The sequence below is a fragment of the Streptomyces sp. NPDC044003 genome (genome assembly GCF_056435185.1).
On sequence record NZ_JBWKFA010000006.1, the window covers coordinates 434,740 to 459,322 of the forward strand.

Sequence of the window (24,583 nt, forward strand, 5' to 3'; positions counted from 1 at the left end):
AGGTCGGTTGGGACGGCCTCTAGGCGTTGAGGTCGGCCAGACGGCTTCTAGGCGTTGAGGTACGCGAGGACGGCGAGGACCCGGCGGTGGCCGCCGCTGTCGCTCGGCGGCAGGCCGAGCTTCAGGAAGACGTTCCCGATGTGCTTGTGCACGGCCCGCTCGGTGACCACCAGCGAGCGGGCGATCGTGCCGTTGTCGTGGCCCTGCGCCATCAGCGCCAGGACCTCGCGCTCGCGGGGCGTGAGGGAGTCCAGCGGGTCGTCGCGGCGGCGGGCCATCAGTTCGGTGACGACCTCCGGGTCCAGGGCCGTGCCGCCGGCCGCGACCCGTTCCAGGGCGTCCAGGAACTCGTCCACCCGGCCCACTCGGTCCTTCAGGAGGTAGCCGACGCCCTGCGCGCCGCCGCCGAGGAGCTCCGCCGCGTACGTCTCCTCCACGTACTGCGAGAGCACGAGCACCGGCAGCTCCGGGAGCTGCTCGCGGGCCGCGAGCGCCGCCCGCAGCCCCTCGTCGCGGAAGCCCGGCGGGAGCCGCACGTCGAGGACGGCCACGTCGGGCCGGAGCTCCAGGAGCAGCGGCAGGATCTCGGGGCCGGTGGCCGCGACCCCGGCGACCTCGTGCCCCGACGAGGTGAGCAGCAGCACCAGGCCCTCTCTGAGGAGGGCGTTGTCCTCGGCGATCACCACACGCACGGAAGCTCCACTTCGATCACGGTCGGGCCCCCCACGGGGCTGGTCAGTCGTACGGTGCCGTCGAGCGCGGCGACCCGGCGGCGCATGCCCGTCAGGCCGGAGCCGCCACTCTCGCCGGCCTCGGCCCCGCCGCGGCCCTCGTCCCGCACGCGCACGCGCAGGGCGGTCGGTTCACGGGTCAGGGAGACGGAGGCACGGTCGGCGCCGCTGTGCTTGGCGGCGTTGGTCAGCGCCTCGGCGACCACGAAGTACGCGGCGGCCTCGACGGCGGCCGGGGCGCGGGGGCCGTCCTGCGTGTGATCGCCGAGGCCGGTCACCGCGACAGCCGTCTCAAGTCCGCTGCTCGCGGCGAGGGCCCGGACGGCTCCGGTCAGGCCGCGGTCGGTGAGGATCGGCGGGTGGATGCCGCGCACCACGTGCCGCAGCTCGGCGAGGGCCTCCTCGGCCTGCGTCTGGGCGTCGTCGAGGAGCCGGCGGGCGGTCGCGGGATCGGAGTCGTACGCACGCCGGGCGAGCCCGATCCGCATGGACAGCGCCACCAGGCGGGCCTGCGCGCCGTCGTGGAGGTCGCGCTCGATGCGGCGCAGCTCGGCGCCGTGCGCGGCGACCGCGCCCGCACGGGTGGCCGTGAGCTGCTCGATACGGGCGGCGAGGGCGGCGTCCCGGACGGCCGACGGGGCCGGCGTGAGCAGCGCGCGCGACCAGTCGGCCGCCAGGCCGGCGAGCCGGCCGATCAGTGGCAGGGCCACCGGCCGCCGCCCCGCGAGCCCGGTCCACACGCCGTCGACCAGCAGCCCGGGCACCCAGACGATCAGCGAGAGGTACCAGAGGACCGAGCCGTAGAGCAGCTGCGCGGCGGCCCAGACCAGGTCGTGCCGGGTGCCGGGATCGGTGACCGCGGTCCGTACGCGCGCGGGGAGGGGCCCTTCGAGCGGCAGGTACGCCTCGGGGACGGGCGTCCCGGTCCACGCGGCCGCACGGCGCCGCTCCCAGCCGGCGAGGCGGCGCAGCAGCAGCACGCTCTCGGGGAGCACACCGGCGCCGATGACCGTGAGGGTGAGGACGGTGGTGAAGAGGGCGATGCCCGCCATCAGATAGCAGAGGAGGGAGATCGCGGCCCCGATCGTGAGGTGGAGCCACGCCCGTGCCGCTTCCTTGATCGCCTCGCGCATGGGGCCAGCGTAGGCGGCGGTGCCGGGGGAGACGGTGGAGCGGGCTACACCATCGCTTCGGGAGCGGGCACCGCTGTGCGCGGAGGCGGCGGAGACCAGGATCGAAGAGTCGCCGGGAACGACCCGGCGAGCCCGGATTCCCACCCGAAACCCACTCCACGGAGGCACCCATGCGCGCCCTTCTCTGGCTGCTGCTCGCCGCGAGCGTCCTGGCCAACGTCTTCATCAGCACCTTCGCCGGCTGGAGCGGAGGCCTCCAGATCGCCGGAAGCGTCTGCACCGGAGCGGTCCTGCTCGGCTCCGCGGTCGGCCTGTGGCTGACCCGGCCCCGCAGCGGGGTCTGAGCGGAGGAGGTTCTCCACAGGTCGGCGGGGGTTGTCGGAGGGCTGCCCCACAATGGAGGACGTACCTGAGGAGGGGCAGACATGGCCGTATGGGACGACCTGGTCGGACAGACCCGGGTCGAGGAGCAGCTCGCCGCCGCCGCGCGTGACGCCGACACGTTCGTGACCGCCCACGCCGCCGGCGAGCCGGTCCCCGAGGCCTCCAAGATGACCCACGCCTGGCTCTTCACCGGTCCTCCCGGGTCCGGGCGTGCGACCGCGGCGCGCGCCTTCGCCGCCGCGCTGCAGTGCGTGAGCCCCGACCGCGCGCTCGGCGGGGCCCCCGGCTGCGGCTTCTGCGACGGCTGCCACACGACCCTCGTCGGCACGCACGCGGACGTCGAGATCGTCCGTACGGACCTGCTGTCCATCGGCGTGAAGGAGACCCGCGACCTCGTCCGGCGCGCCCAGCTGTCCCCGGCGGGCGGCCGCTGGCAGGTCATCGTCCTGGAGGACGCCGACCGGCTCACCGAGGGCGCGGGGAACGTGCTTCTGAAGGCCGTCGAGGAGCCCGCGCCCCGCACGGTCTGGCTGCTGTGCGCGCCCTCCCTGGAGGACGTGCTGCCCACGATCCGCTCCCGCTGCCGCCACCTGACCCTGCGCACCCCGCCGGTGGAGGCCGTCGCCGACGTGCTGGTGCGGCGCGACGGCATCGAGCCGGAGGTGGCGCAGGCCGCCGCCCGCGCCACCCAGGGGCACATCGACCGGGCCCGGCGGCTGGCCACGGACGAGCGGGCCCGCGCGCGCCGGTCCGTCGTCCTGAAGCTGCCGCTGCGGGTCGAGGACGTCGGCGGCTGCCTCAAGGCCGCGCAGGAGCTGGTCGACGCGGCCGCGGAGGACGCGAAGCAGGTCGCGGAGGAGATCGACGTCAAGGAGACCGAGGAGCTGAAGGCGGCCCTCGGCGCGGCGCAGGGCGGGCGGATGCCGCGCGGCACGGCCGGGGCGATGAAGGAGCTGGAGGACCGGCAGAAGCGGCGCAGGACGCGCACGCAGCGCGACAGCCTGGACCTCGCGCTCACCGACCTGACCGGCTTCTACCGCGACGTCCTGGCGCTCCAGCTCCGCTCTCGCTCGGCCCTGGCGAACACGGACGTGCGGGACGCCCTGGAGCGGATCGCCCGCGACAGCACCCCGGAGCGGACCCTCCGCCGCATCGAGGCGGTCCTCGCCTGCCGCGAGGCCCTCGACCGGAACGTGGCTCCGCTGCTGGCGGTGGAGGCGATGACGATGGCGCTGCGGGGCTGATCCCGGTGGGCCGGCTCCGGGCGATTGGACACGGTCCGTACCGGTCCGGATACGCTCCGGGGATGGATTCCAGGCGCTTGCTCCGTACGTCCGCCACGGCCCTCGCGGCAGCCGGACTGATCCTCTCCGGCTGCTCGGGCGGGAGCGACGCCGCCGCGCCCCGGACGGCCGCGCCGGCGCCGTCCTCGCCGTCCCAGGCGCCGAAGCTGAAGAAGTTCTACGAGCAGAAGCTGAAGTGGCGCGACTGCGGCGTCGAGGGTTTCCAGTGCGCCACCCTGCGCGCCCCGCTCGACTACGCGAAGCCGGACGGGGAGGAGGTCGAGCTCGCGGTCTCCCGGGTCAAGGCCACCGGCCCCGGCAAGCGGCTCGGCTCGCTCCTGGTCAACCCGGGCGGCCCCGGCGGCTCCGCCGTCGGCTACCTCCAGGGGTACGCGGGCATCGGCTACCCGGCGCCGGTCCGCGCCCGCTACGACATGGTGGCCGTCGACCCGCGCGGAGTGGCCCGCAGCGAGCCCGTCGAGTGTCTGACGGGCCCGCAGATGGACGCGTACACGCAGGTCGACCAGACCCCCGACGACATGGCGGAGACCAACGCGCTGAGCGCGGCGTTCAAGGACTTCGCGGCGGGCTGCGCGAAGAAGTCGGGGCAGGTCCTGCCCCATGTCTCCACCGTCGAGACGGCCCGCGACATGGACATCCTGCGGGCGGTGCTCGGCGACGCGAAGCTCACCTATGTGGGGGCGTCGTACGGCACCTTCCTCGGCGCCACGTACGCCGAGCTGTTCCCCGACCGGGTCGGCCGGCTCGTCCTCGACGGGGCGATGGACCCCTCGCTCTCGGCGCTCGACCTCAACCGGGACCAGACCGGCGGCTTCGAGACCGCGTTCAAGGCCTTCGCCGCCGACTGCATCCGTACGTCGGACTGCCCCCTGGGCACCGAGTCCGTCGCCGCGGCCGGGGAGGCGATGAAGAAGTTCTTCCGCGACCTGGACGCCAAGCCCGTGCCCACGGGGGAGAGCCGGGAGCTCGGCGAGTCCCTCGCCACCACCGGTGTGATCGCCGCCATGTACGACGAGGGCGCCTGGCCCCAGCTGCGCGAGGCCCTCACCAAGGCGAAGGCCGGCGACGGCTCCGGCCTCCTCACCCTGGCCGACAGCTACTACGAGCGCGAGTCGGACGGCACGTACGCCAACCTGATGTCCGCGAACGCCGCCGTGAACTGCCTGGACCTGCCGCCCGCCTACAGCGGCCCGGCAGAGGCCGCGAAGGCCGTCCCGTCCTTCGAGAAGGCCTCCCCGGTCTTCGGCGCGGGCCTCGCCTGGGCCGCCCTCAACTGCACCTACTGGCCCACCCCGCCCACCGGCCGCCCGCACCGCATCACCGCGGAGGGCGCCGCCCCGATCCTCGTCGTCGGCACCACCCGCGACCCGGCCACCCCGTACCACTGGGCCCAGTCGCTCGCCGAGCAGCTGTCCTCCGGCACGCTGCTGACCTATGAGGGCGACGGCCACACGGCGTACGGCCGGGGCAGTGACTGCATCGACACCGCGATCAACACGTACCTCCTCGAAGGCACCCCTCCGGCGGACGGAAAGCGCTGCTCGCAGGCCTGATCCGGGGGTGGTCGGAGCACCTCCGGAAACTGTGTAGACTTGGCGACGCTGCTGCACCCACCATGGGAACGCACAGCGGTGCCGCCTTAGCTCAGTTGGCCAGAGCAACGCACTCGTAATGCGTAGGTCTCGGGTTCGAATCCCGAAGGCGGCTCAGATCAAGCCCAGGTCAGACATTGTCTGACCTGGGCTTTCTGGTTCAGTGGATGCGCCGGTGCCGCCGAGTTGTGCCGTTGAGTACGCGTACTCAGGTGCCGTGCGCCGGACTCCTCCATGCTGGGGCCCGAACGCCGGACCGTCTCAGGGGGGACCCACGCATGGAGCACGCCCTTCAGCTGCGCACTGCCACGCCTCGGGATCACGACTGGATCCACGAACTGCGCCACCGGGTGTACGCGGAGGAGCTCGGCCAGCATCCGGTGGATCCATCGGGAAGGCTGAGCGACGGACTCGACGGCGACAACGTCTATCTCGTGGCCGCGCGCGGCGAGACGCGGATCGGCTTCGTCAGCCTCACCCCGCCGTGGGTGGGCCGCTACTCCCTCGACAAGTACCTGACGCGCGAGGAGCTGCCGGTCCTGAACGAGGAGGCGCCGTTCGAGATCCGCGTCCTGACCGTCGAGGAGCAGTGGCGGTCCACCGCGGCGGCCCCGCTCCTCATGTACGCGGCGCTGCGCTGGGTCGCGGCGCGGGGCGGCCGCCGGGTGGTGGCGATGGGGCGCACCGAGCTGCTCGACATGTATCTCGCCGCCGGACTGCGGCCGGTGGGGCGCACGATCCGCTCGGGCGCGGTCTCGTTCGAGGTCCTCACCGGCTCCGTGGCCGAGCTGACGAGGACGGTCGCGGAGCGCCACGGCCGGACCCTGGAGCGGCTGCGGACGGGCCTCGACTGGCGGCTCGACGTGCCCTTCGCGCCGCGCGAGGACGGCTGCGAGCACGGCGGGGCGTTCTTCTCGGCGATCGGCACCGACTTCCGGACGCTGACCCGCCGTCACGAGGTGGTCGCGGCAGATGTATTGGACGCCTGGTTCCCGCCGTCCCCGGCGGTCCGCGCGGTCCTCTCGGAGGATCCGGGCTGGGCGGCCCGGACCTCGCCGCCGACGGGCGCGGAGGGACTGCTCGCGGAGATCGCCCGGGTCCGCGGGCTGCCGGTGGAGTCGCTGGTCGTCGGTGCGGGCTCGTCCGATCTGATCTTCCGGGCGTTCGGCCGGTGGCTGACGCCGGGCAGCCGGGTGCTCCTGCTCGATCCGGGCTACGGGGAGTACGCCCATGTCACCGAGCGGGTGATCGGCTGCCGGGTCGACCGGCTCCAGCTGCGCCGGGAGGACGGCTGGCTGCTCGACCCGGCCCGGCTCGCCGCCGCGACCGGCGACGGACGGTACGACCTCGTGGTGGTGGTCAACCCGAACAACCCGACCGGCCGTCACGCCCCGGCCGACGCGCTGCGCGCGGTGATCGAGGCCTCCCCCGCGCGGACCCGGTGGTGGATCGACGAGGCGTACCTGGGCTATGTCGATCCGGCGGACTCGCTTGCCGGGCTCGCCTCGGCCGACGGCCGGGTCGTGGTCTGCACCTCGCTGTCGAAGATGTACGCGCTGTCGGGGATGCGGGCCGCGTACCTGGTGGCCGATCCGGAGACGGCCGGGGAGCTGCGCCGCTGGACGCCGCCGTGGCCCGTGAGCCTGCCGGCCCAGCTGGCTGCCGTGACGGCGCTGCGCGACCCCGCGTACTACGCGGAGCGCTGGGCCCGCACCCATGTGCTGCGCCGGGAACTGGCGTACGCCCTCGGGGGGTTGGACGGGTTCTCCTCGGTCGACGAGGGCGTGGCGAACTTCCTCACGGTGACCCTGCCGACGGACGGACCGAGCGCGGCGCGGCTGGTGCGCGAGTGCCGGCGGCACGACGTGTTCCTGCGTGACCTGTCGCCGATGTCCCCGGTCTACGAGGGACGGACCGTCCGGATCGCCGTCCGCGACACCGCGGAGAACGCGCGGATCGTGGCGGCCTGCCGGAGCGCCCTGGACGCACTGCGCGCGCCGGCCGCGGTGGTGGCGGGCGCGCCGGGGCGAGCCGCCCGGTGACGACGGTCGCAGGTCTCGTGCCGTACCTCGGCGGGGCACTGGCGGTCGGGGGCGTCGCGGTGGCGGCGACCCGGCGTCGTGAGCTGATGGTCCGCTGGTGCGTGTGGGCCCTCGGAGTGCCCCTGGTGACCGCCGCGTTCTGGCTCGGTCCGCCGGGGATCGCGGTGCTCGCGGCCGTGGTCGGTGTGGTCGCGGTGGCGGAGTTCGGCGGGCTTCTCCGGCTGGGGCCGGTGGACCGGGCGGTGCTGGGCGCGGCGGTCGTCGGACTCGTCCTGACCGTCTGGCTGGCCCCCGGGGAGGTGCTCCGGGTGGCGGCGGCCGGGGCGCTCGCGATCGCCGGGGTGCCGCTGCTCTCGGGCGACGCGGAGCACGGGCTCCGCCGCCTGGGGGCGGGCTTGCTGGGGCTCGTGTGGCTGGGCGTCCTGGCCGGCCTCGTACCGTCCGGCGCCCTCGGCCTCGTCCTGTTCGTGGCCGTGTCGATCGCCGACATCGTCGCGTACGCGGCGGGTCCCCGTCTCGGCGGCCCCCGGCTCTCCCCGCTGTCGCCCGCCAAGCGGTGGAGCGGCACGCTCGCCGGGGCCGCGGCCAGTCTCCTCACGCTGACCGTGCTGTCCTCCCTGACGTGGCAGACGGCGGTGGCCGTGGCGGTCGGCGGCCCGCTCGGGGACCTGCTGGAGTCGATGGTCAAGCGGGGCGCCCGCGCCAAGGACGCCGGCCGGTGGCTGGCGGGCTCCGGCGGCCTCCTCGACCGGATCGACTCCCTCCTCGTCGCCCTGGCGGTGTTCCTGGTGCTGCAGTGAGTCACGGGGCGGGGTGAGTCACGGGGCGGGGTGAAGAAGGCCGGGTCGGACAGCTTCCGACCCGGCCTTTTCCGTTGCCCGACCGTTCACCAGTTGGGGTCGAGGGTCAGCGGGGCGTCCTCGGTGGTCATCCAGGCGTCGAATTCCTCCGGGGTCAGGAAGACGGGACGGCCGGCCTCCGCGGCCGTCAGTGTCGCCAGGCCGGACAGCGCGGCCGCCGGGTCGGTGCCCGCGAGCCGTTCCCGTACGGCTTCCAGGCCGGGGAGTACGACGGCCGACGCGTGGGTCGCCGGGCCCAGGGCGGCTGCCGCCGAGGCGAGGAGGCCCGAGGTCAGGGACGCCGTGAGCAGTTCCCGCTCAAGGAGCTCCGCGCCCGGGCCGCCGGTGCCGCGGACGGCCACCAGGGCGGCCTGCAGGCCCTGTGTGATCAGGGTGCCGGCCGCCTGGCCCACCAGGCCGCCCACCAGGGCCCCGACCACCGGCACCGGGATCACCGTCTGTCCCACCGCCCCGCAGGCCCAGCCCAGACCGGTCTGCAGGGTGGCCTGCGCGCTGCGGGCCGCGAACTCGCCCGCGTCGATCCGCCCTTGCGCCAGGGCCACACCGGCCTCCGCCACCGCGTACGCGGCTCCGGCCGTCGCGAACGCCAGGTCCCCGCCGCCCAGCACCGCGGGCAGACGCCCGGCCCGTGCCGCCGTACGGATCACCGAGCCGAGCCCCGCGACGGCCCCGGACCGCGCCGCGCCCTGGGCCGCCGACGCGGCCGCCGTGAGGGCGGCCGACGCGGCCGAGGTCTCGCCCGCCCGCACCCGGGCCAGCTGCCCGGCGGCGGACACGGCCCCGGTGACCAGTCCGCCGACCGCCGCCGCCGTCCCCGCCGCGGCCGCAGCCTCCCGGCCCGCCGCCCGTACCGCCTCACCGCGCGCCCAGCGCCCCGGGTCGAGGGCCGAGCGGTGCGCGTCGGCCAGGTCGATCGGGTCGGAGGTCACCGTCCCGTGCTGCAGCCGGTCGCTCAGGTGCGCGTGGGCGTCGGCGTAGTCGGCGAACCGCACCCCTTCGGGGGACATGGTGAGCCGGCGTTCAAGGAGGCTGTCCACGGCGGCGACCCGGTCGCCCGCCACCAGCCGCGTCATCCCGTCGTACTCCGGCCGGGCCACCTGGTGCGCGGTCTTCGGGACGCTGTCCATCAGCTTGGCCTGCGCCTGGCCCACGAGCCGGCCCCGGTCGAGGAGCCGGACGTCGGCCGGGGCCGTCTGCGAGCCGCCTTCGGCCCACTCCGTGACCACGGCGCGGACCGAGGCGCCGGCGCGGATCGCGTTCTGGTTGAAGGAGAGCGCGTGCCGCACTTCGAAGAGGTGTCCGGCGCGCTGGGCGTTGCCGATGTTGACGTACCGGCGCGCCAGCCGCTCCACCGTCTCCCGGGTGCGCAGCGTCTCGACGGTGGCCTCGGCCAGCCTGCGGGTGGCGGCGTCCGCGACCGTCCAGGCGGCCTGGTCGGCGGCGCCGGGCAGGACCGTACGGCTCATGCGGCGGGGGCCAGTTCGGCCAGGTGGGCCCGGGCTTCCGCGACGACGCGGCCGGACAGCTCGGTGACCCGGCTGTCCTCTCCGGCCGGCGGGGCTCCCATCACCGTGACCGTCGTGCAGGCGAGGTCGAAGATCTCCTTGACCCGGGCGCGCTGCCGCGCGTCGTACGCGCCGTAGTCGTCGTGCTCGGCGACCAGTTCCGCGAAGGCCGGCAGCCGCTCCTCCATGGCCGCGCAGAGGTCCTTGAGCACGAGACGGATCTCCCGGCTGCGCCGGAACACCTCGGACAGGGTCCGGCGGGCCTCGGCCAGTTCGGACTCCGTCTCTTCCAGTTCCCCGGCGAGCTTCTGCTGGTCCTCGCGGGCCGAGCGGCCCCGCCATTCGAGGAGGACGCCGGTCGCGAGGAGCGCGGGGACGGCGACCGCCGCGGCCAGGACCATCGTCCCGGCGGCCACTCCGCCGCCGCCCGCCGCGAGCGAACCGCCGCCCAGCCAGGCCAGGGTGGCGCTGCTCGCGGCCGCCCCGGAGAGCCCGGAGATGGCGGTGCCGGTGGAGGCGGTGGCGAAGGCGCCGACCGCCATGTAGGTGGCCGCGCCGACGCCCGCTCCGGTGGCTCCGCCGCCGACGATCGACCCGATCGCGGACACGGCGAGCTGCTGGATCTCCCGCAGTTCGACGTCGGCCGTGGCGTGCCCGGCCGCTTCCACCGGGGCCAGTTCGGCCAGATCCACCCGCTTGAGTCGCCCGAAGGCGTCCCGGAAGGGGACGAGGGCCCGGTCGTAGACGGCCTGCCGCTGCCGGTCCTGTGCGGTGCTCTCCTGGACGATGTGCCGGTCGAGCTTCGCGCGGCGGGCGCGCAGCTTCTCGTACCGCTGCTCGTTCTTCCGCGCGAGCATGACCGCCTGGTACATGGCCACGGCCATGCGGCACCCCTCCCCTGGACCGGTCGAACTGACCGACCGTCAGGCTATCGCCGATCGGGTGCCCGTCAGGGCTGTTGTCCGGATCCCGGTCAGTGGGCGAGACCCGGCTGCTCGAAGGTGTCCGGCACGGGCAGGGTCGACCAGTGGGCGATCGGCCAGGCGACGACGACGGCGCGGCCCACCACGTCGTCCACCGGCACCATGCCGCCCCGGGAGTCGTCCTGGTGGTAGCGGGAGTCCTGCGAGGCCTGCCGGTGGTCGCCCATCACCCAGAGGCTGCCGGCGGGCACGGTCACCTTGAACTGGCCGCTCGGGTCCGTGCTGCAGGCCGTGTTCCCCGCGAAGACGTACGGCTCCGTCAGCGGCTTGCCGTTCACCTTCAGGGGGCCCTCGCCCGCGCACTCCACCGTGTCGCCCGCCACCCCGATGACCCGCTTGATCAGGTGCTTCTCGTCCGCCGCGGGCATCAGGCCGACGAAGCCCAGGGCCTTCTGGGCCGTCGTGGGCCGCTTCACCGGCTGTCCCGCCAGCCAGTCGCCGGGGTCGCGGAAGACCACGACCTCGCCCCGGTCCGGTTCCGAGCCGAACCACGGGGTGAGCTTGTCGACCAGGACCCGGTCGTCCACCTGCAGGGTGTTCTGCATCGAGCCCGAGGGGATCAGGAACGCCTGGAGCAGGAACGTCTTGATCAGGAAGGCCAGCACCAGCGCGACCCCGGCGAGCATCGGCAGCTCGACCCAGAACGGCCGGCGCCGCTTCTGAGTGCCGCCGGATGCCGGTTCCGCCTCGCCCGGAAGGCTTCCCTCCGGGTCGTCCCGGTCGGATCGCTCCCCGGTCGCCAAGTCGCTCATGTCCACCCTGACTTCGTCGTGTCGCCGTTGACCTGTGTCGTCTGCACGGACCCTATGCCCCGCCGGTGTCCGGAAGATGACCGCGACCGCTCTTCACCCCGTACGGGTGACCTCCTGGCCCGTCAGGGGCTCGGCTGCTCGCGGTCCTGCTGCGCCAGCAGGTAGCCCGCCTGGAAACGGCTCTCGGCGCCGAGCGCGGCCATCACGTCGGCGACATGACGCCGGCAGCTGCGGACCGACAGGCCCAGGCGGCGGGCGATCGCCGCGTCCGTCAGGCCCTCCGTGAGCAGACGCACGATCGTCTGCTTCAGCTCGTCGGAGATGTCCATGATGGTCTGCCGGTCCCACTCCGTCTCGAACGGCAGCGCCTCCAGCCACAGCCGCTCGTACGCGCCCACCATGAACGCGACCACGTGCGGCTCGCGGATGAGGACCGCCGCGTGCGGGTCGTCCGGGACCGGGATGACCGCCGTCGCCCGGTCGAAGACCAGCATCCGCGGGAACTCGTCGTCCAGGGTGCGGACCTGGGCGCCGAGCCGGCCGACCCGCTCCACATAGGCGCACGTCCCCGAGGAGAAACGCGCCGTGTGCTGGTAGAGGACGCGCATCCGGACCCCGCGGCGCAGCAGTTCCTCGTCGCGGGCCACCGCCTCCTCCAGGACCTCGGCGCGCCGCCCGCCGCCCGGCTGCGCCGTCATGACCTCGCGCTCGCAGGTCCGGCCCAGTTCGGTGATGGCCTCCCGTACGGCACGCAGGTCGGTGAGCAGCTCCACGTACTCCGCCTGCCGCAGGTGCGTCAGGCGGAGCAGGTGGGACTCGTACAGCGGCATGAAGGCCATCAGCTGTTCGCGGGTGCGCTCCATGTGCTGGCGGCGGGCGCGCATCTCCCGTTCCAGCGGGCCAAGGGTGCGCTGGACGGCCTCGTCCGGCGCCACCGGGAGCACGGCCCGCTCCGGGGTCCGGCGCAGCAGGCCCATGTCCAGGAGGGCCGAGACGGCCGACTCGACCCGGGCGGGCGGCAGGTCCAGTTCCCCCGCGAGGTCGGCGGGGTGCGCGGGCGGGAGGGCCGGGTCCCGGGCCAGCAGGGTGGTGTAGACGCGGGTCAGCGGGTCGCCGGGGGAGTCGGAGTCCCCGGTCTGCCCGGTGTGCCCGGTGGCCTCCGAGGGCGGCGCGGGGACCGGCGGGGCCGCCGCCGCGATCGCGGCCAGGGCGGTGGCTTCCGGCCTTGCCGCGGGTTCGGCCGCCGTGGTGGCTTCCGGCCTCGCTGCGGTCGCGGCCGCCGTGGCGGCTTCTGGCCTTGCTGTGGTCGCAGCCGCCGTGCCGGCTCCCGGCCTCTCGGTGTCGCTCTGGGCCTGCCCTGTGTCGTGTATCGCCACCTTTTCCCCCGTTTTGTGACGGCGTCCTCTTGCTGCCATGCAGCCTAATGAGCCATGCGGTCGGCCCCATAGCCATGCAGCCCTCGCTACGTTCGTATCACCGCCCACAAGGTCGAAGCGCACCAAGCTCGCACAGCCCGCGAAGCTCGCAATCCACCACGGAAACCCACGACTTACTCCTCGCGGAAGCGGAAAGAGAGCACACGACATGAAGCGGCGGATCCGCAGCACCCTCCTCACCACCCTCGTCGTCGGCCTCGCCGGCCTCGCCACCGTCACCACCGACCGGATCGCCACCGGCACCGACGACACCGGCTGGGGCGCGGCCGTCCTCACCGGCACCTACGACACCGGCTGGGGCGCCCCGGCCGCCGGCACGGGCACGAACGACACCGGCTGGGGGTGACCCCGATGACCCTGCTCGACTGCACCCTGCGCACCGGCGGACGGCTCACCGGCGGATCCGTACCCCCCGCGCTGGCCGCCGACTACCTCGCGGTCTGCGCGCGGCTCGGCATCGACGTCATCGAGCTGGGCAGCGTCCACGACCCCGCCGACCGCTCCGCCCCGCGCGGCGCGCTGCTGCCGGTCCCGCTCCCCGAGCGCTACGGCCCCCGCTTCTCCGTCCTCCTCGACACCGCGGACCTGCCCGCCACGGACGCCGCCGCCACGGCCTCCGCCGGGCGGATCGCCGACGCCCTGGCCACCGGCCCCGTGTCCGTCGGCCTCGTCCGCCTCGCCGTCCGGTACGACCGGGTGGCCCGCGCCGCCGCGCCGCTGCACCGCCTGCGGGACGCCGGCTTCGGCGTCTGTCTGTTCCTCACCCACATCGACCTCGCCTCCTACCCGGAACTCGACCGCTGCCTCGGCGAGAGCGCGGCACTCGGCCCGCTCGACGCCGTCTTCCTCGTCGACTCCCTCGGCTCGCTCCGCCCCGAGCGCGTCATCGAACTCGTCCAGTCCACCCGCGCCGCCGTGTCCGCCCCCGTCGGCATCCACGCCCGTGACAACCAGGGCTTCGCCCTGCACAACACCGTCGTCGCCGGGAGCGCCGGCGCCACCTGGCAGGACGCCGCCGTGCACGGGATCGGCCCGGGCGCCGGCCTGACCCGTACCGAGCAGCTGCTCGCCCTCCTCGGCGCCACACCCACCGACCTCGCGCCGCTCCTCGCGCTCATCGCCACCCACGTCGCGCCGCTCAAGCGGCGGTACGGGTGGGGGGCGGGCCCCCGCCAGGTCATGGCCGGCCTCGCCCGCATCCCGGTCACGTCGGTGCAGGGCCTCGGCCCCCGGTAGCCGGAACCCCGAACACCCTCAGGTCCCGTCGCGCCCGGGGCCGCCTCGACCGCGCCCACCGCCCCAGGAGACCCGTATGCCCTTCACCTCGCCCATCCTCCCGCCGGGAGAACCGGCCCTCGCCCCCACTCCGTACCGCGACATCCCCCCGCATCCGACCCCCGGAGCCGCCCCCATGGCCGATCGCCGCCTCCGTATCGACCGCAGTGCCGCCACCGAGGAGTTCGGGCTCGCCTGCCAGCGGCTCATCCCGTGGCCCGGCGGGGACGCCGAGCCGCCCGTCGGCGCGATGGCCTGCTTCCTGAAGCCCGGAGGGGACTCCGACCCCGACTGCCACAACCAGGACGAGGTCATGATCATCCTCGCCGGGGCCGGGAACGTGACCCTCGACGGCCGCCTGGAGCCGCCGTTCCGCGCGGGCGACATCGTCGTGCTGCCCAAGAACCAGGAGCACGTCGTCCACAACACCGGCGACACCGAGCTGAGCTGGGTCTCCCTCTACTGGCCGCTGCGCGAGCCCGCCATCCGTACCGCGAACGAGACCGCGAACGAGACCGCTAACGAGCCCGAGACCGAGACCGCGAACGAGACCGAGAACGAGGAGGTCGCGGCATGAGCGACACCACCGCCCACTGGATCACCGCCACCCCGCCCACCCCCAACGGCGACCTCCACATCGGCCACCTCGCCGGGCCCTACCTCGCCGGCGACGTCCTGCGCCGCTTCCTCGCCGCCGAGGGCACCGGTTCCGTCCGCTACACCACCGGCCTCGACGACCACCAGAGTTACGTCCCCGTCCGCGGCCTCAACGACGGCGGCCGCAAGGGCGACGAGGTCGCCGACGGCTACGGCGCCTCCATCGAATCCGTGTGGCGACAGGCCGGCGCCGACTTCGACGCGATCGTCCGCCCGCGCCGCGACGTCGGCTACCGGTCGGCCGTCCAGGACTTCTTCAGCCGCCTGTACGACGCCGGGCACATCGTCGCCCGGACGCGCCCGCTGCCGTACTGCACCGGCTGCGAGCGCTGGCTGTACGAGGCCTACCTCAAGGGCGACTGCCCGCACTGCGGCTCCGGCTCCAACGGCAACGCCTGCGAGCCCTGCGGCCGCCCCAACGACTGCGCCGACCTGACCGACCCCGTCTGCACCGGCTGCGGCGCCACCCCCGAACTCCGCGACTGCGAGCGGCTCTACTTCCCCCTCGCCCCCTGGGAGCAGGAACTCGCCGCCTTCTGGGACCGGGTCGACATGCCGCCGCACCTGCGCTCCCTCTGCGAGCGGATGCGCGCCGACGGGCTCCCCGAGATCGCCGTCAGCCACCCCTCCGAGTGGGGCGTGCCGGTGCCCGTCGCCGGCTTCACCGACCAGCGGATCTACGTCTGGTTCGAGATGGCCTCCGGCTACCTCCTGGAGTGGACCGGCGCCGGCGAGACCGGACCAGCCCCCGCGCCCGTCCAGTTCTTCGGCTTCGACAACGGCTACTTCCACGCCCTGCTGTTCCCCGCCGCCTTCCGGGCGTACGACCCCGAGATCGCGCTGCCCCGGGCCTTCGTCGTCAACGAGTTCTACCGGCTCGAAGGGCTCAAGTTCTCCACCAGCCGGCGCCACGCCATCTGGGCGCACGAGGAACTCGCCCGGACCGGCGCGGACGTCCTGCGCTACCACGTCCTGTCCGACCGCCCCAACGGCCGCCAGACCAGCTTCAGTTCGGCCGCCCTCGCGATCAGCCGGGAACGGCTCGCCGAGCGCTGGGACGGCTGGCTCGGCCGGCTCCTCACCGCCGTCGCCGAGTCCACGGACGGGACCGTGCCCGCCGAGACGCCGCAGGGTCCGGCCTGGGAGCGGCTGCGCGGTCGGCTCACCGAGACCGTCGGACAGCTGCGGGAGGCGTACGGGATCGAGGGGTACGACGCGCGGCGCGCGATCGCGCTGCTCGACGAAGTGGTGTGCCTCGCCGAGGACTTCGGGTACGTGAACGGCTTCGAGGGCGAGCGGCCGGACGGCGCCCCCGCGTACCGCTCGGCGCTCTCCGCGCAGCTCGCCGTCGCCGCCGCCCTGTCCGCCTGGGCCGCGCCCGCCCTGCCGTACGGCTCCGCCCGGCTCGCCGCGCTCCTCGGCCTCGCGCCGGAACCGCGCCGGGTCGACGCGGAGGCCCTCGCGCCGCTCGCCGCGGGGACGCCGGTGGCGGCCTGGCCCGGGGCGGTCTTTAGTGCCTGAGGTGCCCGAGGTCCTGCCGCGGGGTGCCGTCGTCGGGCCCTTCTCGGGGCCCCGGGCCGTCTGGGGCGAGCACCTGGAGCGGGCCGTCGAGCGGTACGGGACGGCCGTGAACTGGGAGCTGTACGACGACCGGGGCGAGGCCGAGACGGCCCGGCAGATCGCCGAGGCGGTCGTCGCCGAGGGCCGGCACGCGCTGGTCGTCGGGCACTTCAACAGCGCCGGCGCGGCGGCGGCCCTCCCCGTCTACCGGGCGGCCGGACTCCCCGTCCTCCTCCCGCTGGCCACGACGCCGGACCTTCTCGCCGACAGCGCCGGCACGCTGCTGCGCTGGTGCCCGGACGACCGGGCCCAGGCGGTGGACCTGCTCGCGGCCGTACGGGAGGCGGGCCACACCCGGGTCGCCGTGACGCACGACGGCAGCGCGTACGGGGAGCGGCTCGCGCTGCTCGTACGGGAGGGCTCGTCGCTCGCGCGGTCCGCCGTCCCGTCGGGGGCCGTGGTCTCCGACGGGAGCGGGCCCGCGACGGGCGCGGTGCCCGTGCCGGCCGCCCTGGCCGAAGCTCCTCTGCTCGACGTCCTCGACGGGCCCGGAGAACGGGACGTCACCGCGCTCACCGCGCTCGTCGTCTGCGGGACCCACGTCGGCGCCGCACGGGTGGGCCGGGAGTGGCGGGCGGCCGGGTTCGAGGGGGCGTTCTGGTTCACCGACGACTGCGCGGTGGACGAGTTCGCCGAACTGCTCGGCCCGCCTGCCGGCTCCGCCTCCGTGGCCCGGATGCGCGGCGGACCCGAGGCGCACGTGGACGCGGCCTTCGCGGCCGCCACCGCCGCGCTCTCCGAGGACCCCGGGCGCACCGGACGCACCTTCCTCGCCGCCGTGCGGGCCCACGCAGACCGGGGGTTCACCGCGCTCGGCGAACCCGAGGCCGGGAGCGTGGGCTGGGACTTCGTGCCGGTGCCGCCGGTGCCGCCGGTGCCGGAGGCCGCCGCGCCCCGGACCCGTACCGCCGGACGGCACGGGCGAGCCTACGACGTCATCGTCGTCGGCGCCGGCGTCGTCGGCGCGGCCACCGCGTCCGTACTCGCCCGGCACGGCGCGCGGGTCGCGCTCGTCGCGCCCATGGACGGGAGCCAGGACCATGCCACCGCCTGGTCCGGAGGGCTCGTCCGGTCCTTCGAGGCCGACCCGTACCTGCGGGGGCTCGCCCTCCGCAGCCACCACCTCGCCTGGGGGCCCGCCGCACTCGCGCCCGGACCGTACGGGTTCATGACCACCGGGTCGCTCGTCCTCTGCGGCGACGCGGACCTGGAACAGGCCGAGAAGGGCGTCGCCGAGCTCAACGGGGCCGGAGTGCCGGCCGAGTTGCTGGATCCGGGCGTGCTCGGGGCCCGGTTCCCCGGGCTCTCCGTCGACGGCATCACCGCCGCCGTGTGGGAACCCGAGGCCGGTTACGCCGACCCGCCCCGCACCGCGCGGGTCTACCGCGACCGCGCCCTCGCCCACGGGGCCCGGCTGCTGCCCGCCCGGGTCCGGGAACTCGACGCCCCGCCCGGGGCCGACCGGGTCCGTGTCCTCCTCGAACCGGGCGGGCCCGTCGAGGCCTTCGCGGTCGTCCTCGCGGCCGGCGGCGGCACCGGGGAGATCGCCGGGCACCGGCTGAGCGGCGCGGACGCCGGACGGACCAAGTCCATCCGGTACGGCTTCTTCCACCACCCCGCCACGGCCGGTCTGCCGACCGTCGTCGACATGGTGAGCGGTGTGTGGGGGCGGCCGCAGCTCACCGGAGAGGCGGCGGGGGGCTACATGGCGGGGCGGCCGGTCGACGAGTGGGACGTACCCCCGGGCGGGCTCGCCACGCTGACCGACGAGCACGTGGCGTACATCCGCCAGGGGGCGGCCGCGCGGTGGCCCTGGCTCGCCGACCCGGCGACCCGCTTCCTCGGCGGCCGCCAGGGCGTCGACCTCTACGCCCCCGGGTCCCGGCCGCACCTCGGCCGCGAACGCGCCGGCAGCCGGATCGTCCTCGCGACGGGATGGTCGGGCGCGGGCTTCAAGACGGCACCGGCGGCGGCGGAACTGGCGGCGGCGGAGGCGCTGGACGTACTGGAGGGTGCGTGAGGGACCTGGACCCGTGCGGGCCCGCGCCCCCGCCCCCGCCCGTGCGGACCGCGCCCCCGCGCCGTGCGGTGCCCACCCGCCGTGGGGTGCCCCCGCGCCATGCGGTGCCCCCGCCCACCCCCGTGTGGGCAATCGTCCCGCAGGGCGGGACGGGTGGGCACACGGGACGGCGCGCTTGGCCGCGCCCCCGCCTTCCGCGCCTGGACCCGCACCCCAGCGGCGGCGCAGGAGTCGGTGCGGGTCAGGGCGCGGGAGCCTCTGGCGCCGGCAAGGGCGCCGTTCCGTTGTGCCCACCCGTTCCGCCCCGGCGGAACGCATGCCCACAACGGGGTGGGCATCGCCCATAACTCGTCACTGGAGGTGACACCCATGACCGATCTGCTGCAGCGGCCCCCCGCCGCCCTCGGCGTCCGCGCGCTCGTCGTGTTCTACGTCAGCAGCCTCGTCGGGACCGGCATCCTTCTGGTGCCGGGGCTGACCGAGCGGCAGGCCGGGCCCGCCGCGCTGCTCGCGTGGCTGGCGCTCGCGCTCAGCTCGTACCCCTTCGCCCGTTTCTTCGCGGAGATGTCGGCCTGGCGTCCCGACGCCGCCGGGCTCGCCGCGATGGTGGAGGCCGGGTTCGGCCGCCGCCCGGGCCGCGCGGCGGCGCTGCTGCTCGTCGCCACGTACGTCATCGGGAATCCGGTGATGGGCATCGTGTCGGCCCGCTGTCTGCTGGGACTGATAGGGCAGCCCGACGGCCCCGTGTACCCGATCGCGATCGGTTTCATGGCGCTGTCCGCCGCGTTCACCCTGCTCGGCCTCACGGCCGGCGCCCGGGTGCAGGCCGCGGCCCTGGTCGTGCTGCTGCTCGGCCTCGGCGGGGCCGTGGTGCTCGCGGTGCCGCGGTTCGACGCGGGGGAGTACACCCCGTTCCTCACGCACGGCTGGGGCGGCGTCGGCATCGCCGTCGTCACCGCCTTCTTCTCGTTCCTCGGCTGGGAGAACGTCTCCACCCTCGCCGAGCAGGTCGACGACCCGGCCCGCAGCTACCGGCAGGCCATCCGCTGGGCGGTGCCGATCGTCGGGCTGCTCTACGCGGCGGTGACGGCCGCCTACCTGGCCGTCCCCGGCGACGAGCCGGTCGTCATCACCGCCCTCCTCGGCGCCTCGCTCGGTGACGGCGGGGCGATCGCCGGGGATCTCCTCGCCCTCGGGCTCGCGGTGGTCGCGACCAACGCCTGGGTCCTCGGCGCCACCCGGGTCGTCCGGGCCGCCGCCCGTGAGCGGATCCTGCCGCGTGCCCTGGCCGACCGCCCGGTGCCCGCGACCGTCGCCCTCGCCCTCGCGTACGCGGCGGTGCTGGGCACCCTGACCCTCACCGGCACCGGTGAGGAACTGGTGCTCGTCGTCACCAGCAGCGCCTTCCTGCTCCTGTACGTGGCCGCCGCCGCGGCCGCCCTGCGGGCCCGCGGCACCGGTCGTGCCCTGCGCACGACCGCCGTCGTGACCCTGCTGATCGCGGCCGTCTTCCTCTCCTTCGCCGGTACGGGGCTGCTGCTCGCCCTGCTCCTCGCCGCCGGCTGCGCCGCCCTCACCGGCGCCCGAAACGACTGAACCCCCTCCACCGAAAGGCACTTCGCCATGAACGAGACCACTCCCGTCTACGACATCGTCGGCGTCGGCTTCGGGCCCGCCAACCTCGCCCTCGCGATCGCCATCGAGGAGTACAACGAGCAGGCCGCGCCCGGCGAGCGGCTCACGGCCGTCTTCCTGGAGAAGCAGCCGAACTTCGGCTGGCACCGGGGGATGCTCCTGCCGGACGCCACCATGCAGGTCTCGTTCCTGAAGGACCTGGCGACGATGCGCAATCCGCGCAGCCGCTTCGGTTTCGTGCCGTACCTCCACGACCGGGGCCGGCTGGTCGACTTCATCAACCACAAGATGCTGTTCCCGACCCGTGAGGAGTTCCACGACTACCTCCAGTGGGCCGCCAACGGCGTGGACCACATGGTCCGTTACGGCCTGGAGGTCACCGCCATCCGCCCGGCGGGAACAGCCGGCGCGGCGGGACCCGTCGTCGAGGTCGACGTCGCCGCCGTCGGAGAGGCCGAGGCCGCCACGTACCGGGCGCGGAACCTCGTCATCGGCACCGGCCTCGTGCCCCGGCTCCCCGAGGGCATCGCCTCCTCCGAACGCCTCTGGCACAGCAGCGAGTTCCTGCACCGCCTCGCCGCCCTGCCCACCGAGAACCCGCGCCGGTTCGTCGTCGCCGGGGCCGGGCAGAGCGCCGCCGAGATCGCCGACCACCTCCACCGGACGTACGAGGGGGCCGAGGTCGTCGCCGTCCACACCCGGTACGGCTACAGCCCGGCCGACGACAGCCCGTACGCGAACCGGATCTTCGACCCGGAGGCCGTCGACCTCTACCACGGGGCCGAGCCGTCCGTCCGCCGGACGCTCATGGACTACCACCGCAACACCAACTACGGCGTCGTCGACCTGGACCTCATCGAGGAGCTCTACCGCCGCTCGTACCAGGAGAAGGTCCGCGGCGAGCAGCGGCTGCGGATCCTCGGCGTCACCCGGCTCACCGAGGTCCAGGAGGGCTCCGACGGCGTCCGCGTCCAGGTCCGGAACCTGGCCACCGGCGAGACGGAGACGATGGAGGCGGACGCCGTCGTCTACGCCACCGGCTACTCCGAGCCCGACCCGGGCCGGCTGCTGGGCGAGCTCGACGCCTCCTGCGCACGCGACGAGGACGGCAGGCTGCGGGTCCGCCGCGACTACCGGGTGGAGACCGCGCCCGAGGTGGCGGCCGGGATCTACCTGATGGGCGGCACCGAGCACTCGCACGGCATCACGGCCAACCTGCTGTCGATGGCCGCCGTCCGGGCCGGCGAGATCTGCGACTCCCTGGTGGCGAGCCGGCACGACCACCGCCGTTCCGACAGGCGGAAGTCGGTGGCGGTGACGGGCTGATCCCCCGTACAACACGTACACCCGCACGGAACGAGAGGTCCTCATGAGCAGCACCACCACAGAGCTCGGCGACGAGCCGGCCGTCACCGAGCGGACCCGGCTGCGCCGGATGCGCCACAAGGGCAGCCACCGGCGCGCCGACCTGGACGCCGTGCTCGCCGCCGGCTTCCTCTGCCACCTCGGCGTGACCGTCGACGGCACGACGATGGTGGTGCCCACCGCGTACGGCGTGGACGGCGACCGGCTCTATCTGCACGGCTCGGTCGCCAGCCGCAGCCTGGTCCAGGCCCCCGACACCACCGTCTGCGTCACGGTCACGCACGTCGACGGCCTCGTCCTCGCCCGCTCCGTCTTCGAGCACGGGGTCAACTACCGCTGCGCGATGGTCTACGGCGTCCCCGAGATCGTCACCGACCCGGAGGAGAAGCTCCGCGGCCTGCGGGCCCTCACCGAGCAGAGCTCGCCGGGCCAGTGGGAGTACGCGCGGCAGCCGAGCCGCAAGGAGCTGGCCGCGACCGCGCTCCTCGCGCTCGACCTGACCGAGGCTTCGGTGAAGACCGCCGACGGGCCGCCGGACGACGGCGAGTCCGAGGACGCGGCGCTCGGCCTGTGGGCGGGGGTGCTGCCGGTGGTGACCACCTTCGGTGAGCCGGTCACCGACCCGATCCTCCCGGCGGACTTCGCCCCGCCGGCGCACATCGCCTCGCGAGCGGGCCGGATCCTGGGCGGCGACGCGGTGGCTGCCGCCGCCGAGGTGTAGCCGGAGCGCGAGCCGGAACCGGAGCCGGAACCGGAACCGGAGCCGGAACCGGAACCGGAGCCGGACCAAGCCCAGCCGAGTGCGGCTGGGCTTTCTGGTTCCGGGGGCCGGTGCCGGGGCCGGGGTCAGGCGTCAGGCGTCAGCAGTCAGTCGCCGTGGCCCGTGCCTCCGCTGCCGAAGCCGCCGCTGGAGATGCCGCCCCACTTGCGCTTCTCCTCGGAGGGCGGATCGGTCGAGGCCTCTCCGGCGTTCTTGAGCTGGTAGGGCATGAGCCGGTGCTCGCCGTCGGTCTGCGGCATCTCGGACGGCTTGCGGTACTCCTCCATCTCGCCGGGCAGCGCGCCGGTGTCGGGCCGGTGCGGCTGTTCCTCCGGATCGGGCTTCTTGGACTCGCGGTCGCTGAGCCGGAAGCCCAGCCAGACGGCGCCGATGAGTACGAAGACGACGACGAGCCCGCCGACGACCTGGGCCATACCTGACTGCCAAACCCCAGCGGCCAGGTTCTCTGCTGCGCTGAGAGTGTTCATACCAACAGGATTACCCGATTCCGCTTCTTCGGATACGTCGAGCGGGAATCTCTCCGATTCGTTTGAAACATTTCCGCGCCCCCGTCGCGTCAATGAGGTGTACGCCGACCACACCACGTGACCGCGAGGTAAAGGAGGGGCATGAGAAAGTCCCGCGCGGACGAGTTCCTGGAGTTCGCCTCGGCACGAACAGGACATCTGTTCCGCTCGGCATGCCTGCTGACCAGCGGTGACACGCATCTCGCCGAGGACCTCACCCAGGAGACCCTCGGCCGGATGTACGCCCACTGGGGCCGCATGGCCCGGATCGGGAACCCCGCCGCGTACGCCCAGACCGTGCTCGTACGCACCTTCCTCAGCCACCAGCGGCGCCGCTCCGCCACCGAGCGCCCCCTCGGCGAGCTGCCCGACCGCGCCCCCGAGCACGGCGAGGACCCGGCCCTGCGGATCGCGCTGCTCGACGCGCTCGCCGGCCTCGCGCCGAAGGACCGGGCGGTCGTCGTCCTGCGGTACTGGGAGGACCGCAGCATCGAGGAGACCGCCGACGCCCTGCACGTCAGCTCCGCCGCCGTGCGCACCCGCTCGGTGCGGGCGCTGGCGAAGCTGCGGGTACGACTCGGCGGCAGCGTCGCCGCGTTCGCCACCCGCTGACCCCGTACGTTCCCTACCGACCTGAGACGGTGATCTCGGCATGCCCCAGAACGAAGAAACCCAGCGCTTCGAGGAGGAGCTCGGCGCGGTCCTGCGCAGCACCGGTGACGGCTTCGCCGCCGACGACCGGCGTGAGCTGATCGACGGCGGGCTCCAGCGCGGCCGGCGCCGCCTGGTGCGCCGCCGCCTCGCGGTGAGCGGCGGCGTCCTCGCGCTCGCCGCCGTCGGCATCGGCGGCGTGTACGGCGGCTCGCTGCTCGGCCCCGCGGGGGACGCGACGAAGACCTCCGTCGCGGCGCCCCCGCAGCCCCGGCAGGGCAACGGCCAGGCCCAGCCCGGCAAGGTGGCGCCGGGCGAGGCGACGATCCCGGTGAAGGACATCGTCGCCGTCCTGAAGGCCAACACCCCGGCCGGCCAGTGGCAGTTCGACAACCTCGACGGCGTGGGCCAGTCCGCCGGCGGCATCTACGACGACGGCCACGGCAAGGCGGCCGTCGGCGTCGGCCTCTTCCGCGCCGGCCGGACCGCCGAGGCCGGGGTGGATCAGGTCACCTGCCCCGACAAGGCCCTCGTCCCCTACGACAGGTGCATCAGCGGGCGGCTGCCGGGCGGCGACCGGTTCATGGTCATCCAGGGGTACGAGTACCCCGACAAGCGCGAGGAGACCAAGAACTGGCGGGCGGTCCTGCTCACCAAGGAAGGGATCGTCATCGACGCGAGCGAGTACAACGCCGCCGCCGAGAAGGGCGCCCCGATCAGCCGCGAGAACCCGCCCTTCAGCCCTGCCCAGCTCAAGGCCCTCGTGACGGCCGAGGCCTGGCGGCCGCTGATCGCCCAGCTGCCCCAGCTCCCGACGAAGCCCGCCACGGGCGAGGCGCACCTGCCCGCCGTGCCGAGCGCCGCCGCCGTCCAGGCCACCCTGCGCGGCCTCCTGCCCCAGGGCCTCACCGTGACGTCCCACGGCGGTGGGGACGGCCACGGCTACGTCGTCGTCGACGACGGCAAGGGCGCGAGCCTCGTCGGCGTCGACGTCCAGCCCAAGGCCGGGAAGGCTGTCGCCGACCTCTTCACCGGCGGCGACGTCGTCACCCTGCCCGACGGCACCAAGGTCAGGTCCACACAGCAGGCCGGTGAGAAGGGTGGCGCCGGGGTCGTCTGGTGGAGCGTCGACACCCTGACCCCGCAGGGCTTCCGGGTCGTCGTCTCCGCCTTCAACTCGGGCGCGCAGCACGAGGCCGCCACGCGCGCCGAGCCCGCGCTGACCATGGAGCAGATGAAGACGCTCGCGCTGAGCCTGAGGTGGAAGACGCTGCCGCCGAAGTAGGGACGAGTGGGCTTGCGGTACGGGCGGGGGGACCCGTGCCGCAGGCACTGTTTCGCTACGGGCAGG

22 protein-coding genes and 1 tRNA gene are annotated in these 24,583 nt (G+C 74.4%); 16 read left to right on the top strand and 7 right to left on the bottom strand.

The window, feature by feature from the left end; genetic code table 11:
• Positions 1–47 precede the first annotated feature (47 nt).
• Together AC07AW_RS25470 and AC07AW_RS25475 are read right to left on the bottom strand one after the other, a co-directional pair.
• Entirely contained in the window at positions 48–692 is a 645-nt protein-coding gene (locus AC07AW_RS25470) for a LuxR C-terminal-related transcriptional regulator (RefSeq protein ID WP_478817749.1), read from the bottom strand.
• Positions 680–1,864 (bottom strand): sensor histidine kinase, encoded by a 1,185-nt coding sequence (locus AC07AW_RS25475; RefSeq protein ID WP_478817750.1) that lies wholly within the window; start codon positions 1,862–1,864, stop codon positions 680–682. Before AC07AW_RS25475 ends, AC07AW_RS25470 begins: the two co-directional genes overlap by 13 nt.
• A gap of 170 nt (positions 1,865–2,034) precedes the next feature.
• Between AC07AW_RS25475 and AC07AW_RS25480 the strand changes: the two genes are divergently transcribed.
• The 6 genes from AC07AW_RS25480 to AC07AW_RS25505 all read left to right on the top strand — a co-directional run bounded on the left by AC07AW_RS25480 (position 2,035) and on the right by AC07AW_RS25505 (position 7,986).
• Complete coding sequence (locus AC07AW_RS25480; RefSeq protein WP_478817751.1) at positions 2,035–2,208, top strand: hypothetical protein; 174 nt, start codon at positions 2,035–2,037, stop codon at positions 2,206–2,208.
• Positions 2,209–2,289: 81 nt separating this feature from the next.
• Positions 2,290–3,492 carry a DNA polymerase III subunit delta' gene (locus tag AC07AW_RS25485; protein ID WP_478817752.1) on the top strand — a complete coding sequence of 401 codons (1,203 nt, stop codon included), beginning with the start codon at positions 2,290–2,292 and terminating at the stop codon, positions 3,490–3,492.
• Between the two features lie 62 nt (positions 3,493–3,554).
• On the top strand, positions 3,555–5,105 hold the full coding sequence (locus AC07AW_RS25490) for an alpha/beta hydrolase (RefSeq protein ID WP_478817753.1): 1,551 nt from the start codon (positions 3,555–3,557) through the stop codon (positions 5,103–5,105).
• A gap of 80 nt (positions 5,106–5,185) precedes the next feature.
• A tRNA-Thr gene (locus AC07AW_RS25495) sits at positions 5,186–5,259 on the top strand.
• A gap of 163 nt (positions 5,260–5,422) precedes the next feature.
• Positions 5,423–7,186 carry an aminotransferase class I/II-fold pyridoxal phosphate-dependent enzyme gene (locus tag AC07AW_RS25500; protein WP_478817754.1) on the top strand — a complete coding sequence of 588 codons (1,764 nt, stop codon included), beginning with the start codon at positions 5,423–5,425 and terminating at the stop codon, positions 7,184–7,186.
• Positions 7,183–7,986: a phosphatidate cytidylyltransferase gene (locus AC07AW_RS25505; RefSeq protein ID WP_478817755.1), complete on the top strand. Its 804-nt coding sequence runs from the start codon at positions 7,183–7,185 to the stop codon at positions 7,984–7,986. The genes AC07AW_RS25500 and AC07AW_RS25505 overlap by 4 nt, the downstream gene beginning before the upstream one ends.
• 86 nt (positions 7,987–8,072) lie before the next feature.
• Here AC07AW_RS25505 and AC07AW_RS25510 read toward each other — a convergent pair whose 3' ends face one another.
• The 4 genes from AC07AW_RS25510 to AC07AW_RS25525 all read right to left on the bottom strand — a co-directional run bounded on the left by AC07AW_RS25510 (position 8,073) and on the right by AC07AW_RS25525 (position 12,662).
• A complete protein-coding gene (locus AC07AW_RS25510) occupies positions 8,073–9,512 on the bottom strand; it encodes a hypothetical protein (RefSeq protein WP_478817756.1) in 1,440 nt (479 codons plus the stop codon).
• On the bottom strand, positions 9,509–10,435 hold the full coding sequence (locus AC07AW_RS25515) for a hypothetical protein (protein WP_478817757.1): 927 nt from the start codon (positions 10,433–10,435) through the stop codon (positions 9,509–9,511). Before AC07AW_RS25515 ends, AC07AW_RS25510 begins: the two co-directional genes overlap by 4 nt.
• An 89-nt stretch (positions 10,436–10,524) precedes the next feature.
• Positions 10,525–11,286, bottom strand: coding sequence for a signal peptidase I (lepB, locus tag AC07AW_RS25520; protein WP_478817758.1), 762 nt, complete (start codon positions 11,284–11,286; stop codon positions 10,525–10,527).
• Between the two features lie 122 nt (positions 11,287–11,408).
• On the bottom strand, positions 11,409–12,662 hold the full coding sequence (locus tag AC07AW_RS25525; RefSeq protein ID WP_478817759.1) for a LuxR C-terminal-related transcriptional regulator: 1,254 nt from the start codon (positions 12,660–12,662) through the stop codon (positions 11,409–11,411).
• Between the two features lie 208 nt (positions 12,663–12,870).
• Between AC07AW_RS25525 and AC07AW_RS25530 the strand changes: the two genes are divergently transcribed.
• The 8 genes from AC07AW_RS25530 to AC07AW_RS25565 all read left to right on the top strand — a co-directional run bounded on the left by AC07AW_RS25530 (position 12,871) and on the right by AC07AW_RS25565 (position 22,015).
• A complete protein-coding gene (locus AC07AW_RS25530; RefSeq protein WP_392159311.1) occupies positions 12,871–13,068 on the top strand; it encodes a hypothetical protein in 198 nt (65 codons plus the stop codon).
• 5 nt (positions 13,069–13,073) lie between these two features.
• The gene (locus AC07AW_RS25535; RefSeq protein WP_478817760.1) at positions 13,074–13,958 is read left to right on the top strand and encodes a beta/alpha barrel domain-containing protein; all 885 of its coding nucleotides are present in this window, start codon (positions 13,074–13,076) and stop codon (positions 13,956–13,958) included.
• 76 nt (positions 13,959–14,034) lie between these two features.
• Positions 14,035–14,574, top strand: a complete 540-nt coding sequence (locus AC07AW_RS25540) for a cupin domain-containing protein (RefSeq protein ID WP_478817761.1) — start codon at positions 14,035–14,037, stop codon at positions 14,572–14,574.
• On the top strand, positions 14,571–16,175 hold the full coding sequence (locus AC07AW_RS25545) for a class I tRNA ligase family protein (RefSeq protein ID WP_478817762.1): 1,605 nt from the start codon (positions 14,571–14,573) through the stop codon (positions 16,173–16,175). The genes AC07AW_RS25540 and AC07AW_RS25545 overlap by 4 nt, the downstream gene beginning before the upstream one ends.
• Position 16,176: 1 nt before the next feature.
• Complete coding sequence (locus tag AC07AW_RS25550) at positions 16,177–18,294, top strand: FAD-dependent oxidoreductase (protein ID WP_478817763.1); 2,118 nt, start codon at positions 16,177–16,179, stop codon at positions 18,292–18,294.
• Positions 18,295–18,663: 369 nt separating this feature from the next.
• Positions 18,664–19,890 carry an APC family permease gene (locus AC07AW_RS25555; protein ID WP_478817764.1) on the top strand — a complete coding sequence of 409 codons (1,227 nt, stop codon included), beginning with the start codon at positions 18,664–18,666 and terminating at the stop codon, positions 19,888–19,890.
• Positions 19,891–19,917: 27 nt separating this feature from the next.
• A complete protein-coding gene (locus AC07AW_RS25560; protein ID WP_478817765.1) occupies positions 19,918–21,255 on the top strand; it encodes a lysine N(6)-hydroxylase/L-ornithine N(5)-oxygenase family protein in 1,338 nt (445 codons plus the stop codon).
• Between the two features lie 43 nt (positions 21,256–21,298).
• Positions 21,299–22,015 (top strand): pyridoxamine 5'-phosphate oxidase family protein, encoded by a 717-nt coding sequence (locus tag AC07AW_RS25565; RefSeq protein WP_478817766.1) that lies wholly within the window; start codon positions 21,299–21,301, stop codon positions 22,013–22,015.
• Between the two features lie 146 nt (positions 22,016–22,161).
• On the opposite strand, the gene AC07AW_RS25570 is transcribed toward AC07AW_RS25565, so the two are convergent.
• Positions 22,162–22,542, bottom strand: a complete 381-nt coding sequence (locus AC07AW_RS25570) for a DUF6479 family protein (RefSeq protein WP_478817767.1) — start codon at positions 22,540–22,542, stop codon at positions 22,162–22,164.
• A 141-nt stretch (positions 22,543–22,683) separates the two neighbouring features.
• On the opposite strand from AC07AW_RS25570, the gene AC07AW_RS25575 reads away from it, so the two are divergent.
• A complete protein-coding gene (locus AC07AW_RS25575; RefSeq protein WP_478817768.1) occupies positions 22,684–23,193 on the top strand; it encodes a SigE family RNA polymerase sigma factor in 510 nt (169 codons plus the stop codon).
• A 40-nt stretch (positions 23,194–23,233) separates the two neighbouring features.
• Positions 23,234–24,517, top strand: a complete 1,284-nt coding sequence (locus AC07AW_RS25580; RefSeq protein ID WP_478817769.1) for a hypothetical protein — start codon at positions 23,234–23,236, stop codon at positions 24,515–24,517.
• Positions 24,518–24,583: the final 66 nt, after the last annotated feature.

Coding starts and splice junctions, on each gene's coding strand:
- AC07AW_RS25570 (WP_478817767.1), bottom strand. CDS start 22,542: ATGAACACTCTCAGCGCAGCAGAGAACCTGGCCGCTGGGGTTTGGCAG.
- AC07AW_RS25530 (WP_392159311.1), top strand. CDS start 12,871: ATGAAGCGGCGGATCCGCAGCACCCTCCTCACCACCCTCGTCGTCGGC.
- AC07AW_RS25480 (WP_478817751.1), top strand. CDS start 2,035: ATGCGCGCCCTTCTCTGGCTGCTGCTCGCCGCGAGCGTCCTGGCCAAC.
- AC07AW_RS25555 (WP_478817764.1), top strand. CDS start 18,664: ATGACCGATCTGCTGCAGCGGCCCCCCGCCGCCCTCGGCGTCCGCGCG.
- AC07AW_RS25485 (WP_478817752.1), top strand. CDS start 2,290: ATGGCCGTATGGGACGACCTGGTCGGACAGACCCGGGTCGAGGAGCAG.
- AC07AW_RS25560 (WP_478817765.1), top strand. CDS start 19,918: ATGAACGAGACCACTCCCGTCTACGACATCGTCGGCGTCGGCTTCGGG.
- AC07AW_RS25535 (WP_478817760.1), top strand. CDS start 13,074: ATGACCCTGCTCGACTGCACCCTGCGCACCGGCGGACGGCTCACCGGC.
- AC07AW_RS25545 (WP_478817762.1), top strand. CDS start 14,571: ATGAGCGACACCACCGCCCACTGGATCACCGCCACCCCGCCCACCCCC.
- AC07AW_RS25580 (WP_478817769.1), top strand. CDS start 23,234: ATGCCCCAGAACGAAGAAACCCAGCGCTTCGAGGAGGAGCTCGGCGCG.
- AC07AW_RS25575 (WP_478817768.1), top strand. CDS start 22,684: ATGAGAAAGTCCCGCGCGGACGAGTTCCTGGAGTTCGCCTCGGCACGA.
- AC07AW_RS25510 (WP_478817756.1), bottom strand. CDS start 9,512: ATGAGCCGTACGGTCCTGCCCGGCGCCGCCGACCAGGCCGCCTGGACG.
- AC07AW_RS25500 (WP_478817754.1), top strand. CDS start 5,423: ATGGAGCACGCCCTTCAGCTGCGCACTGCCACGCCTCGGGATCACGAC.
- AC07AW_RS25515 (WP_478817757.1), bottom strand. CDS start 10,435: ATGGCCGTGGCCATGTACCAGGCGGTCATGCTCGCGCGGAAGAACGAG.
- AC07AW_RS25490 (WP_478817753.1), top strand. CDS start 3,555: ATGGATTCCAGGCGCTTGCTCCGTACGTCCGCCACGGCCCTCGCGGCA.
- lepB (WP_478817758.1), bottom strand. CDS start 11,286: ATGAGCGACTTGGCGACCGGGGAGCGATCCGACCGGGACGACCCGGAG.
- AC07AW_RS25565 (WP_478817766.1), top strand. CDS start 21,299: ATGAGCAGCACCACCACAGAGCTCGGCGACGAGCCGGCCGTCACCGAG.
- AC07AW_RS25540 (WP_478817761.1), top strand. CDS start 14,035: ATGCCCTTCACCTCGCCCATCCTCCCGCCGGGAGAACCGGCCCTCGCC.
- AC07AW_RS25475 (WP_478817750.1), bottom strand. CDS start 1,864: ATGCGCGAGGCGATCAAGGAAGCGGCACGGGCGTGGCTCCACCTCACG.